This window comes from Streptomyces sp. NPDC088261 (genome assembly GCF_044740805.1).
Classification (GTDB): Bacteria; Actinomycetota; Actinomycetes; order Streptomycetales; family Streptomycetaceae; genus Streptomyces.
The window spans coordinates 423,139-437,823 of record NZ_JBIURL010000004.1; the positions used below are offsets into that span (position 1 = coordinate 423,139).

Annotated in this window: 10 protein-coding genes; 8 read left to right on the forward strand and 2 right to left on the reverse strand. The window is 70.3% G+C overall.

Annotated features, from left to right (window positions below; genetic code table 11):
• Position 1 precedes the first annotated feature (1 nt).
• Positions 2-865 carry a phosphotransferase enzyme family protein gene (locus tag ACIODU_RS11560; protein WP_401766617.1) on the forward strand — a complete coding sequence of 288 codons (864 nt, stop codon included), beginning with the start codon at positions 2-4 and terminating at the stop codon, positions 863-865.
• Positions 866-872: 7 nt separating this feature from the next.
• Here the strand turns inward: ACIODU_RS11560 and ACIODU_RS11565 are convergent, their stop codons facing one another.
• On the reverse strand, positions 873-1,595 hold the full coding sequence (locus ACIODU_RS11565) for a 3'-5' exonuclease (RefSeq protein ID WP_401766620.1): 723 nt from the start codon (positions 1,593-1,595) through the stop codon (positions 873-875).
• 505 nt (positions 1,596-2,100) lie between these two features.
• Here ACIODU_RS11565 and ACIODU_RS11570 point away from each other — a divergent pair.
• The 4 genes from ACIODU_RS11570 to ACIODU_RS11585 all read left to right on the forward strand — a co-directional run bounded on the left by ACIODU_RS11570 (position 2,101) and on the right by ACIODU_RS11585 (position 7,460).
• Entirely contained in the window at positions 2,101-2,637 is a 537-nt protein-coding gene (locus ACIODU_RS11570) for a hypothetical protein (protein WP_401766622.1), read from the forward strand.
• A 148-nt stretch (positions 2,638-2,785) separates the two neighbouring features.
• Positions 2,786-6,055 (forward strand): RHS repeat-associated core domain-containing protein, encoded by a 3,270-nt coding sequence (locus ACIODU_RS11575; RefSeq protein ID WP_401766624.1) that lies wholly within the window; start codon positions 2,786-2,788, stop codon positions 6,053-6,055.
• A 76-nt stretch (positions 6,056-6,131) separates the two neighbouring features.
• Positions 6,132-6,341 carry a hypothetical protein gene (locus ACIODU_RS11580; RefSeq protein WP_356425444.1) on the forward strand — a complete coding sequence of 70 codons (210 nt, stop codon included), beginning with the start codon at positions 6,132-6,134 and terminating at the stop codon, positions 6,339-6,341.
• A 633-nt stretch (positions 6,342-6,974) separates the two neighbouring features.
• Positions 6,975-7,460, forward strand: a complete 486-nt coding sequence (locus ACIODU_RS11585) for a hypothetical protein (RefSeq protein ID WP_356425441.1) — start codon at positions 6,975-6,977, stop codon at positions 7,458-7,460.
• A gap of 51 nt (positions 7,461-7,511) precedes the next feature.
• On the opposite strand, the gene ACIODU_RS11590 is transcribed toward ACIODU_RS11585, so the two are convergent.
• Entirely contained in the window at positions 7,512-8,744 is a 1,233-nt protein-coding gene (locus ACIODU_RS11590; protein ID WP_401766627.1) for an SAV2148 family HEPN domain-containing protein, read from the reverse strand.
• A 365-nt stretch (positions 8,745-9,109) separates the two neighbouring features.
• On the opposite strand from ACIODU_RS11590, the gene glgX reads away from it, so the two are divergent.
• From glgX to treY, 3 genes are all read left to right on the forward strand, one after another.
• Positions 9,110-11,230 (forward strand): glycogen debranching protein GlgX, encoded by a 2,121-nt coding sequence (gene glgX, locus ACIODU_RS11595; protein WP_356425437.1) that lies wholly within the window; start codon positions 9,110-9,112, stop codon positions 11,228-11,230.
• Positions 11,231-11,307: 77 nt separating this feature from the next.
• Entirely contained in the window at positions 11,308-12,084 is a 777-nt protein-coding gene (locus tag ACIODU_RS11600) for a GNAT family N-acetyltransferase (RefSeq protein ID WP_401766629.1), read from the forward strand.
• 114 nt (positions 12,085-12,198) lie between these two features.
• Positions 12,199-14,646 carry a malto-oligosyltrehalose synthase gene (treY, locus tag ACIODU_RS11605; RefSeq protein ID WP_401766632.1) on the forward strand — a complete coding sequence of 816 codons (2,448 nt, stop codon included), beginning with the start codon at positions 12,199-12,201 and terminating at the stop codon, positions 14,644-14,646.
• Positions 14,647-14,685 lie beyond the last annotated feature (39 nt).

A 14,685-nucleotide genomic window follows, 5' to 3' on the forward strand; every position in this document is an offset into this window, starting at 1 on the left:
CATGGACGAGGCACGGGCACGGGACCTCCTGGCCGCGGCGGGGCTGCCCCGCGACGCGGAGCTGCTGGCCTTCGGCGAGAACGCGGTGTTCGCGACCGGTGACCTGGTCGTCAAGGTCGGCCGGGACGCCGCGCGCGAGCCCGAACTCCTGGACCGGGCGCGGCGGGAGGTCTCTCTCGCGTCCTGGCTCGCGGAGTCCGGCATTCCGGCGGTACGGGCGGCGGAGCCGGAGGCCCGTACCGTCGACGGCCACCCCGTGACCCTCTGGCACCGGCTGCCCGACGCCGTACGACCGGCGGGCCCCGCCGATCTGGCGTCCCTGTTGCGCGCGGTCCACGCTCTGCCCGCGCCCGCCTTCGCCCTTCCCCGCCGGGAGTTGCTCGGCGGGGTGGAGCGGTGGCTGCGGCTCGCGGGCGACGCCGTCGACCCGGCCGACGCCGCCTTCCTGCGGGAGCGCAGGGACGGCTTCGCCGGCGCGGCGGCGGCTCTCGTCCCGCGTCTCCCGCCGGGCCCGATCCACGGCGACGCGCTGCCGCGCAACGTCCATGTCGGCCCGGAAGGCCCTGTCCTGGTCGACCTGGAGACCTTCTCGGCGGACCTGCGGGAGCACGACCTGGTGGTCATGGCCCTGTCCAGGGACCGGTACGGGCTGGCGCCCGACGCATACGACACCTTCACCTCCACGTACGGCTGGGACGTGCGCGACTGGCCGGGCTGGACGGTCCTGCGCGGTGCCCGCGAGACCGCCAGCTGCGCGTGGGTGGCCCAGCACGCCCCGGCCAACCCCAAGGCGGCACTGGAGTTCCGCCGCCGGGTCGCCTCGCTGCGGGACGGGGACTCCGAGGTCCGCTGGTACCCCTTCTGACGGCAGGTCAGCCCACGCGCGCGCCGTGCGGGACGAGGGGCCAGGCCGGCTCGATGTACGCCGACGGGTTCGACGTACGCCGCAGATAGCTCTGGAGCGAGGCGGACTGCTCGGCCGCCGCGCGCACCTGGAGCGCGTGCAGGTCCGCGAGCGGAACGCTTCCTATGGAGGGGTGCCGCTCGCCCATGCGGCGGGCCGCGCGCGCCGCCGCCACGGCGTCCGCCCGGGCGTCGTGCGCGTCCGCCAACTCCACGCCGTAGTGCGCGCAGAGCGCCTGGAGCGTGCGCCTGCCCTTGCGGTACTGGTCCGCGTGCTTGTCGAGCACCAGCGGGTCGATGACCGGCGAGGGGTCCACGCCCAGCCGCGCCACGAGCGGCTCGATCCCGTACCTCCGGCACTCCCGGTCCAGCAGCGACAGGTCGTACCGCGCGTTCATCACCACCAGCGGCACGCCCGAGCGGAACACCCGCGCCAGCGCCTCCGTGATCTCCTCGACCGCCGGCGCCGCCGGCACCCCGTGCGTACGCGCCCGGTCCGTGGAGATGCCGTGGATCGCCGACGCCTGCTCGGGGATGGAGACCCCCGGGTCGAGCAGCCACGTCCGCTCCTCGCCGACGCGCCCGTCCGTCTCCAGCCTCACCAGCGCGGCGGTGACAATGCGATCACTCTCGATGTCCGTGCCGGTGGTCTCCAGGTCGAACGCGACCAGCGGCTCCCCATGCCAAGTCATCGTGATCCCTCCCTCGTCAAGCGGTGGCGCTTCCCCCATGTCGGCGCTTTCCCCGTCGAACCACCACCCTGCCACCCGCCACTGACAACGTCCCACCGGCCGGGCCGCGTACGACCGGTGACGCCTCTCAGGTGCGGGCCATCACCGTTGCCCAGGCCGGGCAAACCTCTGCGCATGCCCGTGTGGGGGAGCGTCATGCGTGTCGTGTACATCACGCCTGACAGCCCCTCCTGCACACATGCCGTCCCGGCGCCGATCAGGCTGGGGATACGAGGCCGGGCCGGGCCGTTACCGTCGAAATGAAGGAGGGCGCTCTGGGAATCCGTCGGGTGATCGTGCGTCAAAATGCTTGCGGGGCGTAGCGGTTGCAATGGAATGTGCCGTTCCGGTGGGGCGTGTGGTGAGGATGAGAAGGCGCGCCGGTTGGTGCGCCTTCACATGTGCGCACACCTGGATACCCGTTCGGGCTGTCGGGGTTGCGCGCTTCTTCAAGGGGGTTGTGCACGTGAGACGTGTGCATAGGACGCTGATGGCGACGGTCGCGGGGGCGGCGTTGTCGTTGCTGGGTACGGGGGTGGCTTCGGCGGGCACCGGTCCGGGGGCGACTGCCGAGCAGCAGGCCGCGAACGCCGCGGCGGGTGCGGCGGGTACGGAGGCCGGTAATCCCCGCAGTGCGGTGGCGACGGCGGCGGGGGTGTGCGCGGACGCCGCGCAGATCGGCACGACGGAGTACATCTACCGGGGTACGGAGACGATCGCCTCGGTCAAGCAGTTCTACTCGCCCGGCTGCGACGAGAACTACGGCTACGTCTGGGCGTGGAAGTCCTTCCTGGACCAGAACATCAACTTCAACCTGACGGTCGGTGTGTGGGCCTACGACCGCGGCACCCTGGTCGGTAAGCGGGTGGAGTTCAACACCCACGCACAGGAGTTCTGGAGCAACGCGGCCGACACGGCCGACGAGTGCACCTCGGCCGACGGAGCGATCAGCGTCCCCGGCGACCCGGAGCCGTTCAGCACCCGCACGTCCAAGCGCTGCTGACGAGAGCTCACCCCGCGTCCCGTACCACTTCTCCCACCTCATTTCCCGCGGCGAACAGGGCGGGGCGGCATCCGTGCAGGGATGCCGCCCCAGCAGGTTCTGTTCCTCCGCCATCTGACGCATCGGAGAGACCTTCGTGAATCCTCGCATGCCCGCAACGCGCCGGCGCAGACACTGGTGGCCGTTGTCCGTCCTGGCCGTGGCCACCGCGACGGCCACCATGACCGCCGCCCTCCCGGCGAACGCCCAGCCCCACCCGGCCGCCCGTCCTGGCGGAGCGCCGGCCTCCGCGGCGGAGCCGAAGCCTTCGCCGCTGGGGGTGACGAAGGCGCCGGCGAGCACCCCGCTGAAGACGGCGGGCACCGCCGGGCGGCCGCTGGTGGAGTCCGCCGCGGCCGATCCGGGTTTCTACGCCTTCGGTATCGGCCAGGTCCCGTGGTCGGAGTTCTTCTCCGCCCAGCTCTCGGACGGGGTCAGCGCCCAGGTGAACTACGGCAACGGCAACCTGCTGCTGACCGTGGAAGGGTTCGACATCGCCGACGCCGGCCCGGGCCTGTCGTACGGCGACACCTTCAACAGCCTCAACAGCGTGGGCTGGAGTGCCACGTCCGGCGCCGACTACGTCGTCGAGGAGACCACCCCCTTCGGCGTCTCGGTCGAGGGCCCGTCGCGCACCGTCGCGATCTTCGCCCGGGACGGCTCGGGGTTCACCCCGGCCAAGGGGTACAAGCAGGACCTGACCGAGGCCTCGGACAAGAAGTCCTTCACTCTCACGAGCCGTCGTACCGGGGAGAAGACCACCTTCACCCGCCCGGGCACCACCGGGCTGGCGCGGGTGTCGAAGGTGGAGGACAAGAACGGCAACGCCACCACGATCACGTACTCCGGCGACTTCACGTCCAAGATCACCTCGGCGTCGGGCCGCACGCTGACCTTCACCAACGACGGTACGCACGTCACGAAGGTCACCGACAACACCGGCCGGTCGACCGGCTACACGTACTCCGGTGACCTCATCAAGACCTTCACCGACACCGAGGGCAGGACCACCACCTTCGACTACGACACCTCCGGCCGCCTGGCCAAGGTCACGACGGCGGAAGGGCGGCAGACGAAGTTCACCTGGGACAGCGCCAAGGTCGCCTCCCTCACCCGGGTGGTCGACAACGCGACCGGAGCGGGCAACACCACCGTCTTCAACTGGGCGCTGGGCCAGGAGAACACCAACAGCGAGGGCTTCGTCCAGATCACCGACCCACGGGGGAAGAACACCCTCAAGACGGTCGACGGATTCTGGCGCACCAAGGAGACCGAGGACCCGCTCGGGCACACGCGCTCGAAGTCCTGGGGCCCGGACAACAACATCGCGACGGCCACCGACGCGATGGGCGCCTCCCCCCAGGACGGCAACGTCACCAGCTATGCGTACGACTCGGCCTTCAACCCCACCTCGGCCACCATCCCGACCGGCGCCTCCGCCACGGCGACGTGGGTGAAGAAGGGCAGCGGCTACTTCCCCGAGACGGCCACCTCCGCCTCGGCGGAGAAGACCACCCACGGCTACGACACCTCCGGCAACCTGCTGACCTCCGAGGACTCCACCTCCGGCGGCACCGCCGCGAAGTGGACGTACACCTACAACCCCAAGACCGGGACGATGACCTGCGGCGGCCTGCCCGGCCAGCGCTGCACGGCCACCGACCCGAGGGAGAAGAAGACCAGCTACACGTACGACGCGGACGGCAACCTGACCAAGGTCACCCCGCCGGGCCCGCTCAACCCGATCACCTACACCTACGACGACCTCGGCCGCCAGAGGACGACGACCGACGGCCGCGGCATCACCACGACCTACACGTACGACAACCGCGACCGGATCAAGACGCAGACCGCCGGCAGCTCCACCGTCACGTACACCTATGACGCGGACGGCAACCTCAAGACCCGTACCACCCCGAGCGGCACCTCGACGTTCACCTACGACGAGCAGAACCGCGAACGCACCCGCACCCTGCCCGGCACCCCGGCCACCTCGATCACCTACGACGCCACCGGCAACCTGGCCACCGCGACCGACTCCGGCGGAACGGTGACCTACGGCTACGACGACGCCAACCAGCTGACCTCCGTCACCGAGCCGGGCGGCGCGAAGACCACCTACAGCTACAACAACAACGGCGAGCGGACCAAGACCACCTTCCCCGGCGGCACCACCCAGACCGTCACCCCCGACAACTCCGGCCGGCCCACGAAGATCGAAGCCAAGTCGGGTACGACGACCCTGTCCTCGATCTCCTACGACTACGCGAACGCGGGCAACGACACCGACAAGATCCGCAAGCGCACCGCGGACGGTGCCGCCACCGCCTACACCTACGACACCGCGGGCCGCCCCACCAAGGCCGTGGAGACCAAGAGCGGGGCCACCACCGCGGGTTGGGCCTACTGCTACGACAAGGCCGGCAACCGTACCGGCCGCTCCTCGGGTACGTCACTCCCGGGCAGCTGCGACGACGCCACCCAGAAGGCCACCTACAACGACGCCGGCGAGCTGACCGCCTTCAACGGCAACACCGGCTTCTCCTACGACGGCGCCGGCAACGAGACGAGCGCCGCCAGTCCCACCGGCACCCGCACCGGCGGAACGTGGACCCCCCTCACCCAGCTCAGCGCCTACACCCAGGCCGGTGCCACCACCCAGCAGACCTACGCCGGCACCGACAACACCCAGCGCCTGACCCGCGACACCACCACCTTCACCAACGCGGCAGTCGGCCTGAGCAACCAGAACGCCGCAGGCACCACCACCGGTTTCGTCCGCGAACCCTCGGGCACCCTGGTGTCCATGAGGACCGGGGGGAGCAGCCAGTACTACCTCAGCGACGCCCAGGGCTCGGTCATCGGCCTGGTCAACGCCACAGGTACGCGCACCGCCACCTACTCCTACGGCCCCTACGGCGAACCGCGCACCACCACCGGCACCGCCCAGCCCTACCGCTACACCGGCACCTATCTCGACCCCACGGGCCTGTACAAGATGGGCGCCCGCTACTACGACCCCAACCTCGGCCGCTTCACCCAGCCCGACCCCTCCGGCAAAGAAAACAACACCTACTTCTACGCGGCAGGCGACCCCATCAACCACGTCGACCCCTCAGGCCTTGCGGCATGGGATGCGCTGGGAATGGTGGGTGATGTGGTTCAGGGAACGACACACCTGCTGGAGGGAGATACCAAAGCTCTGTGGGGTGACGTCGCAGGCTTCGTCGCAGGCGCCGTGATTGGGGGGGCCTGCGAGGCAATCATGCTCGGAGGTTCAATTCCTACAGCAGGGGCCTCTCTCGTAGGGGGACAAGCCGTCTGCTTCGCAGGAGCCTGGGGGGCAAGGCAGGTCGCTTCCAATCTCGTAGGCGGATAACCGAATGAGGTGGGACGGCTGCGCGCGTCGCCCGCAGCCGTCCCACCTCATTCCCGACAAAAGAGAGTGATTGTTCATGAACCGCTTGGGATGGACGCTCGAACAAAAGGCGGGCGTGAAGCGCTACTTTGCCTTCACATCCTTTTTCGCCATTATCGGCGTGATATTTTCTGCCTTTCTGATCGCTACGGGAAACCAAGGAGGTTGGGGCCTTCTCGCGATTGTCGTCATTGGCTGGGGAGGAATGTACGCCTTCCTGAGGAACGTTCGCAGAAGCCAGCCTTAGTCCACCGTCCGATCGCCGCGTAATGCTGATCTGAAAGCAGGTGGGCGATGCCTATCCCCCACCCGGGGCGCCGACCTCCTCGTCCTCCGGCCGCCGGACGGTGAGAAACGCTTGGGCGGGCAGGCTCCACAACGAGCCTGCCCGGGGGCGGAACTACGACCCCAACCTCGGCCGCGTCACCAACCCGACCCCTCCGGTAAGGCAAACAACGCCTACCTCTACGCCGGAGGCGATCCCGTCAACCGGATCGATCCTTCCGGACTCAGCTGGCTGAGCACCATAGCTGACGGTGCGAGCGATGCGACCGAGGCTGTCTCCAGCGATCTGCAAGGTGATACGGACGCCCTTCTTGGGGAGGTGGCCGGTCTAGCAACCGGCATTGCAATCGACTCTGCCTGTGCCTTCGTCGCGGGATTCACCGCGTTGTCCTATTCGTTGTGGCGCTCGTCGTTGTCCTGAGCATCTTCACGTACTACGGAATGAAAAACAAGCGAAGGGGATCGTCCAACGGGGATGAGTAGGCAGTCGGCTGATCGCCGAGTTCCCGGAAGAAATCCCGGCATCGCCCGGACGGTGGGCGGCGAGTCGGCCGCCCACTTTCCGCGTCGAGAACTACGGGAGGGTGGCTCCACCATGGGTCGTCTTGGACGGTCAGTTGAACAGCAGGCGAAAGTCCGCATGTATTACGTCATGGCCTCCGTCGCTTCTGTCGTCCTTCTCATATCCGGTGTCGCGATCGGAATCATGGGAAACCCTGCGGGGTGGGTCCTGTGCGTGGTCGCCCCAGCCCTGTACGGCCGGGGCGCTTCGAAACGCAACTTCATTCTGCTGGTGGCCTCGTCCGGGTTTCTCTACGCGCTTGCTGTCGTTCTCGGCCACGCTTCCCGGCGCCGCCGGACTGCGCGGCCCGAGACCAGGGTGACCCTTCGGGAACACTTGCGCGGTGGCTTTCATCGCCCCGGGCATGACTGCCCGTCCGGGCGCCTGTCCTCTCGCCTCAAGACACTGGACGTCCCGCACGCCCGGGAGATCATGGACTGGAAAGTCAAGGCTTTCCGGGAAATCCTCGGTGCCGCCGGGTTCGCCATCACCGACGCGGTCGCCGTGAGGGCGGCGTGACGCCCCGGAGGCCCGGGGGCCGGGGGGGGCCGGGGCGCCGGCGGCCCGGGCTCAGGACACCGGGCGGGAGTCCGTCCAGACCGACTCGAACTCCTCGCGGTACGTCTGGAAGAGGCCGTGTTCCTGTTCCTGGCCCGCGCGGACCACCTCGCGGCCGCCGCCCCGCAGGACCAGGACCGGGGCCTCCATGCCGCGGGCGCGGCGCAGGTACGACTGGACCACGGCGAGCCCGTCGGGGCCGTCGCCGTCGACCAGATAGGCGGTGAAGCGCGGGGTCTCGTCGAAGACGTGGATCTCGAAGGCGCCCGGGTCGCGGAGCTTGGAGCGCACCCGCCGCATGTGCAGGATGTTCATCTCGACCGTGCGGCTCAGCTCGCCCTTCCGCAGGCCCAGTTCGCGCTCGCGCCGCTTGACCGCGCTGCTCGCCGGGTTGAGGAAGACCAGCCGTATCCGGCAGCCCGACTCGGCGAGCCGGATCAGCCGGCGCCCGGAGAAGTTCTGCACCAGCAGGTTCAGGCCTATACCGATGGCGTCGACGCGCCGGGCCCCGCCGAACAGGTCCTCCGCCGGGATCTGGCGCTGGAGCCGCACCCGGTCGGGATGGACGGAGACGACGTCCGCGTACCGGTCGCCGACCAGGTCCTCCACCGCGTCGACCCGCAGCCGCGCCGTCGAGGGGATCCCGGCGCCCCCGCCGAGGATCTCCAGCAGCCGGGCCGAGGCCCGCTCCGCCTGCGCGAGGACCGTCTCGGAGAGCGCCCGGTTGCGCGAGACGACGTTCCGCGCGACCTCCAGCTCGTCCAGGGCCAGTTCCACGTCGCGCCGGTCGTCGAAGTACGGCCCGAAGCAGGGCCAGTGCTGGACCATCAGCTCCCGCAGCTGCGGAAGCGTCAGGAAGCTCAGCACGTTGTCGTCGGCCGGGTCCAGGAGATAGCCCTTGCGCCGCGACACCTCCCGTACCGCCACGGCCCGCTGCACCCACTCCTGCCCGGCGGGTCCGGCGGCGGCGACCACCCACTCCTCGCCGTGCACCGGTTCGTAGATGGGTCTCAGCACGGCGGCCACGACGGACCGCAGCCGCTGCTCGACCAGGTTCAGCCAGATGTAGGCGCGCCCCGCCCGCTGCGCGCGGGTGCGGACCTCACTCCAGGCCTCCGCGCCCCAGTCCAGCTCCGCCCCGATCTCCATCGGTCTCGCGAGGGAGACCGCCCCGGGCGGGATGTCGCCGGACTCCCCCTCGTGACTCGCGTCACCGGGGGGTAGCTCCAGGCCTCCCGAGCTCACCCGCGCACCCGCCTTCATCTCCCCTTCAACGATCAAGGAAGGTTACTCCGCCGATGGGAGCCGGTGCAGCCCGATGGACAGGCCGGTTTGCCAACTCCCTTGATCAGGTGGGCCGTTCCCACCGGCAAGATCGGACGGAGTGAGATGATTCATAGGCATTGCGCCCGGTGCGCACCTCCCCCGTCCCCGCCCCGGCGGGACGGCGGCGGCCCGGAACCGGGGTCCGCGATCCGGGCGACGGCGCGGAACGTCACGTTGACTCGGGCAAGAATCCACCCGGTTCCTAGGTGGTAACGCGAGTTTCGGGGAAGATCTGTCTTCAAGTGACCCGCAGCACCCGGATCAGAAATGGAAGAGTCGTATCTATGCAGGTCTGGCCGGGACAGACGTATCCCCTCGGCGCCACGTACGACGGCGCCGGCACCAACTTCGCGGTCTACTCCGAGGCCGCCGACCGGATCGAGTTGTGCCTGCTGCACGACGACGGTTCAGAAACGGCGGTGGAACTGCGCGAGAGCGACGCCTTCGTCCGGCACGCCTACCTGCCGGGCATCATGCCCGGCCAGCGGTACGGCTTCCGGGTGCACGGACCGTACGAACCGGAGCGGGGGCAGCGCTGCAACTCCGCCAAGCTGCTCCTCGATCCGTACGCCCGTGCGATCAGCGGGGCCGTCGAGTGGGACGAGTCGGTGTACGGCTACCACTTCGGCAAGCCCGACTCGCGCAACGACATGGACTCCGCGCCCCACACGATGACCTCCGTCGTCGTCAACCCGTACTTCGACTGGGGCGACGACCGGCTCCCGAGGACCGAGTACCACAAGACGGTCCTGTACGAGGCCCACGTCAAGGGCCTCACGATGCTCCACCCGGAGCTGCCCGAGGAACTGCGCGGCACGTACGCGGGGCTCGCCCACCCGGCGGTGATCAAGCACCTGACGGACCTGGGGGTGACGGCGCTGGAGCTGATGCCGGTCCACCAGTTCGTCAACGACCACCGTCTCGTGGACGCCGGTCTCGCGAACTACTGGGGCTACAACACGATCGGCTTCTTCGCCCCGCACAACACCTATGCCTCCTGGGGCGACCGGGGCGAACAGGTCCTGGAGTTCAAGCAGGCGGTCAAGGCGCTGCACCAGGCGGGCATCGAGGTCATCCTCGACGTCGTCTACAACCACACGGCGGAAGGCAACCACCTCGGCCCGACGCTCTCCTTCCGGGGCCTGGACAACGCGCAGTACTACCGGCTCGCCGAGGACCAGCGCTACTACACGGACACCACGGGGACCGGTAACTCCCTGCTGATGCGCAGTCCGCACGTGCTCCAGCTGATCATGGACTCGCTGCGGTACTGGGTGACCGAGATGCACGTCGACGGGTTCCGCTTCGACCTGGCGGCGACCCTGGCCCGCCAGTTCCACGAGGTGGACCGGCTGTCGTCGTTCTTCGACCTGGTGCAGCAGGACCCGGTGGTGAGCCAGGTGAAGCTGATCGCCGAGCCCTGGGACGTCGGCGAGGGCGGCTACCAGGTGGGGAACTTCCCGCCGCTGTGGACGGAGTGGAACGGCAAGTACCGCGACACCGTACGGGACCTGTGGCGGGGCGAGCCGAGGACGCTGGCGGAGTTCGCCGGCCGGCTCACCGGTTCGTCGGACCTCTACCAGGACGACGGGCGCCGGCCGCTCGCCTCGATCAACTTCACCACCTGCCACGACGGCTTCACCCTGCACGACATGGTCTCGTACAACGACAAGCACAACGAGGCCAACGGTGAGGACAACCGGGACGGCGAGAGCCACAACCGGTCGTGGAACTGCGGGGTGGAGGGCGAGACCGACGACCCGGAGATCATCGAGCTGCGCAACCGCCAGATGCGCAACTTCATCGCGACCCTGATGCTGTCGCAGGGCGTGCCGATGCTGAGCCACGGTGACGAGTTCTCGCGGACGCAGGGCGGCAACAACAACGCGTACTGCCAGGACAACGAGGTCTCCTGGGTCCGCTGGCCGGAGCCGGGCGCGGAGACCGACCGGACGATGCTCGAATTCACCCAGGCCATGGTGTGGCTGCGGCGCGACCATCCGGTCTTCCGGCGGCGGCGCTTCTTCCACGGCCGTCCGGTGGAGGGCACGCACGACGACCTCTCCGACATCTCGTGGTTCACGCCGGAGGGCGGCGAGATGACGCAGGAGGACTGGCAGGCGGCCCACGCCAAGGCCATGACGGTCTTCCTGAACGGGCACGCGATCTCCGAGCCGGGGCCGCGCGGTGAGCGGATCTCGGACGACTCGTTCCTGCTGATGTTCAACGCGAGCGCGGAGGAGCTGGAGTTCGTGGTTCCGGTGAACCACGGGCGGCAGTGGCAGGTCATGGTCGACACCGGCCGGCCGGAGGGTGTGCCTCCGGGGCAGGGCGAGAAGGTCGACGGCGGTGAGCGGATCACGATGATCGGCCGCAGCCTGACGGTCCTGATGCGCCCGGCGTGAGGGTGGCCGGGCGGTGAGCGGGGCGGTGGGGGCGAAATGCGGTTGCCCCCACCGCCCCGCGGTGTTCTCGTGGCCGGATGAATCACGACGACGTCCTCACCCTGTTCGACCGGCGCATGCGCCGGGACGCGGCGCCCGACCACTCCGGCGCCGTCGTCGAGCACACCGGAGGGGTGGTACGGCAGAGCGGCGGCCCGCACGACTGGAACGGGATCCTCTGGTCGGACCTGGACGAGGAGTCGGCCCCGGCGGCCGTCGCCGCGCAGGTGGCGCACTTCGGCGCGCTGGGGCGCGAGTTCGAGTGGAAGCACTACCGCCACGACCGCCCGGCCACGCTCCCCGGCCTTCTCCTGGCGGCCGGTTTTGTCCCCGAGCCCGCCGAGGCCCTGATGGTGGCGGAGACGGCGGCTCTGACCGCCCCGGTGGAGCTGCCCGAAGGCGTACGGCTCGTCCCCGTGACCGACGCGGCCGGGGTGGAGCTGATGGCGGCCGTCCACGAGCGGGCGTTCGGCTCGGACGGTGGGTGGCTCAGGCAACGGCTCCTCACCCAGCTCACCGAGACCCCCGACGAGGTGGTCGCGGTGGTCGCCCTGGCGGGGGACGTACCGGTCAGCGCGGCGCGCATGGAGCTGCCGCCCGGCAAGGAGTTCGCCGGGCTGTGGGGCGGCGGGACGGTGAAGGAGTGGCGCGGAAAGGGCGTCTACCGGGCGCTGGTGGCCCACCGGGCCCGGATCGCCGCCGCGCGCGGCTACCCCTTCCTCCAGGTCGACGCCTCCGACGACAGCCGCCCGATCCTCCACAGGTTGGGATTCGTACAGCTGAGCATCACCACGCCGTACGTCCACAAGCCGTAGGCTCTACGGCGGCCGGGTGATCGCGGAGACCCCACCGGGCCCGTCGTCCGGCCGTACGCATGAGCCGGTGGCGGTGATGACACAGAAGCCCAGAACCGGGGTACGTACGACCGTATGACGCCCACCGCGACCTACCGGCTCCAGCTCCAGCCGGACTTCCCCTTCTCGGCGGCGGCCAAAGCCGTGCCCTACCTCGCCGCGCTCGGCGTCTCGCACCTGCATCTCTCGCCGGTGCTGGAGGCCGTACCCGGCTCGGGGCACGGCTACGACGTCGTCGACCACTCGACCGTACGCGCGGAGCTGGGCGGTGAGGACGGTCTGCGGAGGCTGGCCGACCGGGCCCACGAGTACGGCCTGGGGATCGTCCTCGACATCGTCCCCAACCACATGGCGACCGCGCCCCGCCACAACAAGGCCCTGTGGGAGGTGTTGCGCGAGGGCCGCGACTCGCCGTACGCCCGCTGGTTCGACATCGACTGGGACGCCGGCGACGGCAAGGTATTGATGCCCGTCCTGCCGGGCCCGGTCGGCGACGAGCTGGCCGCCGGCGAGCTGCGCGTCGAGGACGGGCAGCTGTGCCACGGCGAGCAGCGCTTCCCGCTGGCGGCGGGCACCGAGGGGCTGCCGCTGCCCGAGCTGCTGGACCGCCAGCACTACCGGCTCGCGTGGTGGCGGCTGGCCCGTACGGAACTCAACTACCGGCGGTTCTTCACCATCTCCGACCTGATCGGGGTACGGGTCGAGGATCCGGAGGTGTTCGACGCGACCCACGCGAAGATCCTGGAGCTGGTACGGGACGGCGTCGTGGACGGGCTGCGGATCGACCACCCGGACGGGCTCGCCGACCCGGAGGAGTACCTGCGCCGGCTGGACGAGGCGACGGGCGGCGACTGCTGGACGGTCGTGGAGAAGATCCTCACCGGCGAGGAACCGCTCCCCGCGAGCTGGCCGGTCGCCGGGACCACCGGCTACGACGCGCTGCACCGCATCGACGGCGTCTTCACCGACCCGGTGGGCGCGCGGGCGCTGGAGGACCTGTACCGCACGGTCGCCGCGCCGGCCGGGGACCGGGGCGGGTACTGGGAAGGCACGGTGCGCCGGGCCGCGTACAAGGTGGTCATCCATGAACTGGCCGCCGAGACCGCGTTCCTGAGCCGGGCGGCGGAACGAATCTGCGCCGCCGACCCCGCCCTGCGCGACCACGCGCCGTGGGCGCTGCGCACCGCGATCCGCGAGCTGCTCGTCCGGGTGCCGGTCTACCGCCCGTACACGACGGCGGGCGGCCCGAGCCCCGACGCGGCGGAGGCGGCGGTCTCCGACGAGGCGGTACGGCAGGTGAAGGCCGCCTTCGTCGTGCCGAGGGAGTCGTCGGCGGTGGACGTGGTACGGGAGCTGGCGCTCGGCCGGCTCGGTACGGGCCCCGACCACGTGGCGTTCTGCGCGCGCTTCGCCCAGACGTCGTCGGCGCTGCGCGCCAAGTCCGTGGAGGACACGGCGTTCTACCGCTATGTGCCGCTGATCTCGGCGAACGAGGTGGGTGGCGACCCGGGTGATCCGGCGGTGAGCCCGGAGCGGTTCCACGCGTACTGCGCCCGGCTGGCGCGGGACTGGCCGACGACCGGGACCGTACTGACCACGCACGACACCAAGCGCAGCGCGGACGTGCGGGCCGGGATCGCGGTCCTGTCCGAGTGCCCGGAGCGGTGGGGCGACCTGCTGGAGCGGGTGACGGGCGTGGCGGCGCCGGACCCGCAGATGGCGTGGCAGGCGTGGCAGACGGCGGTGGGGTTCACACCGGCGGGCGAGATCCTGGAGGAGGGCGACGGGGCCGGGCGCGGCTTCGGCACCGATCCGGAGACGGCGGCGGCGGGCGACGTGGAGGCGGCGGAGGCGTCCTGGCCGGACGGCTCGCGGATGGTCCCCGCGCTGCTCAAGTCCGTACGGGAGGCGGGGCTGCACACCAACTGGACGGAGGGCGACCCGCTGTACGAGCGGGCGGTGACGGACTTCGTGGAGGCGGGGCCCGCCGGCCCGGCGCGGCGGACGGTCGCGGCGTTCACCCGGACGCTCGGCCCGTACGTACGGGCGAGCGCGCTGGGCGCGGCGCTGGTGCACCTGACGATGCCGGGCGTCCCCGACCTGTACCAGGGCACGGAGCGGGAGTACGTGGCCCTGGTGGACCCGGACAACCGGGCGCCGTTCAGGACCGGGCCGCCCGACGAGAAGACGGTGGTCACGACGGCGGCCCTCGGCCTGCGCCGGGAGCGCCCGGAGGTCTTCGGCGCCTCGGGGACGTACGTACCGCTGGAGGCGACCGGCCGGGCCGCCGGTCACTGCCTGGCGTTCTGCCGATCGGGCGAGGTGGTCACGGCGGTGACCCGGCTGCCGCTGCGGCTGGCGGAGGCGGGCGGCTGGTCCGACACGGAGCTGGTCCTGCCGCCCGGCCGCTGGGCGGACGCGCTGGCGTCCCCGGGCCGGGAGTTCGAGGGCGGTGTGCCGGTGCTGGTGTCGGAGCTGTTCGCGGACCGTCCGGTGGCGTTGCTGAGGACCGTACGGGCGTAGGGGGGTTACGTCCGGAGGTGCTGTCGTGGCCGTCCGGTC

Bases quoted from the DNA above. Each gene is read 5' to 3' on its own strand.
- ACIODU_RS11560 (WP_401766617.1), top strand. From the start codon at position 2: ATGGACGAGGCACGGGCACGGGACCTCCTGGCCGCGGCGGGGCTGCCC.
- ACIODU_RS11565 (WP_401766620.1), bottom strand. From the start codon at position 1,595: ATGACTTGGCATGGGGAGCCGCTGGTCGCGTTCGACCTGGAGACCACC.
- ACIODU_RS11575 (WP_401766624.1), top strand. From the start codon at position 2,786: ATGCCCGCAACGCGCCGGCGCAGACACTGGTGGCCGTTGTCCGTCCTG.
- ACIODU_RS11580 (WP_356425444.1), top strand. From the start codon at position 6,132: ATGAACCGCTTGGGATGGACGCTCGAACAAAAGGCGGGCGTGAAGCGC.
- ACIODU_RS11585 (WP_356425441.1), top strand. From the start codon at position 6,975: ATGGGTCGTCTTGGACGGTCAGTTGAACAGCAGGCGAAAGTCCGCATG.
- glgX (WP_356425437.1), top strand. From the start codon at position 9,110: ATGCAGGTCTGGCCGGGACAGACGTATCCCCTCGGCGCCACGTACGAC.
- ACIODU_RS11600 (WP_401766629.1), top strand. From the start codon at position 11,308: ATGAATCACGACGACGTCCTCACCCTGTTCGACCGGCGCATGCGCCGG.
- treY (WP_401766632.1), top strand. From the start codon at position 12,199: ATGACGCCCACCGCGACCTACCGGCTCCAGCTCCAGCCGGACTTCCCC.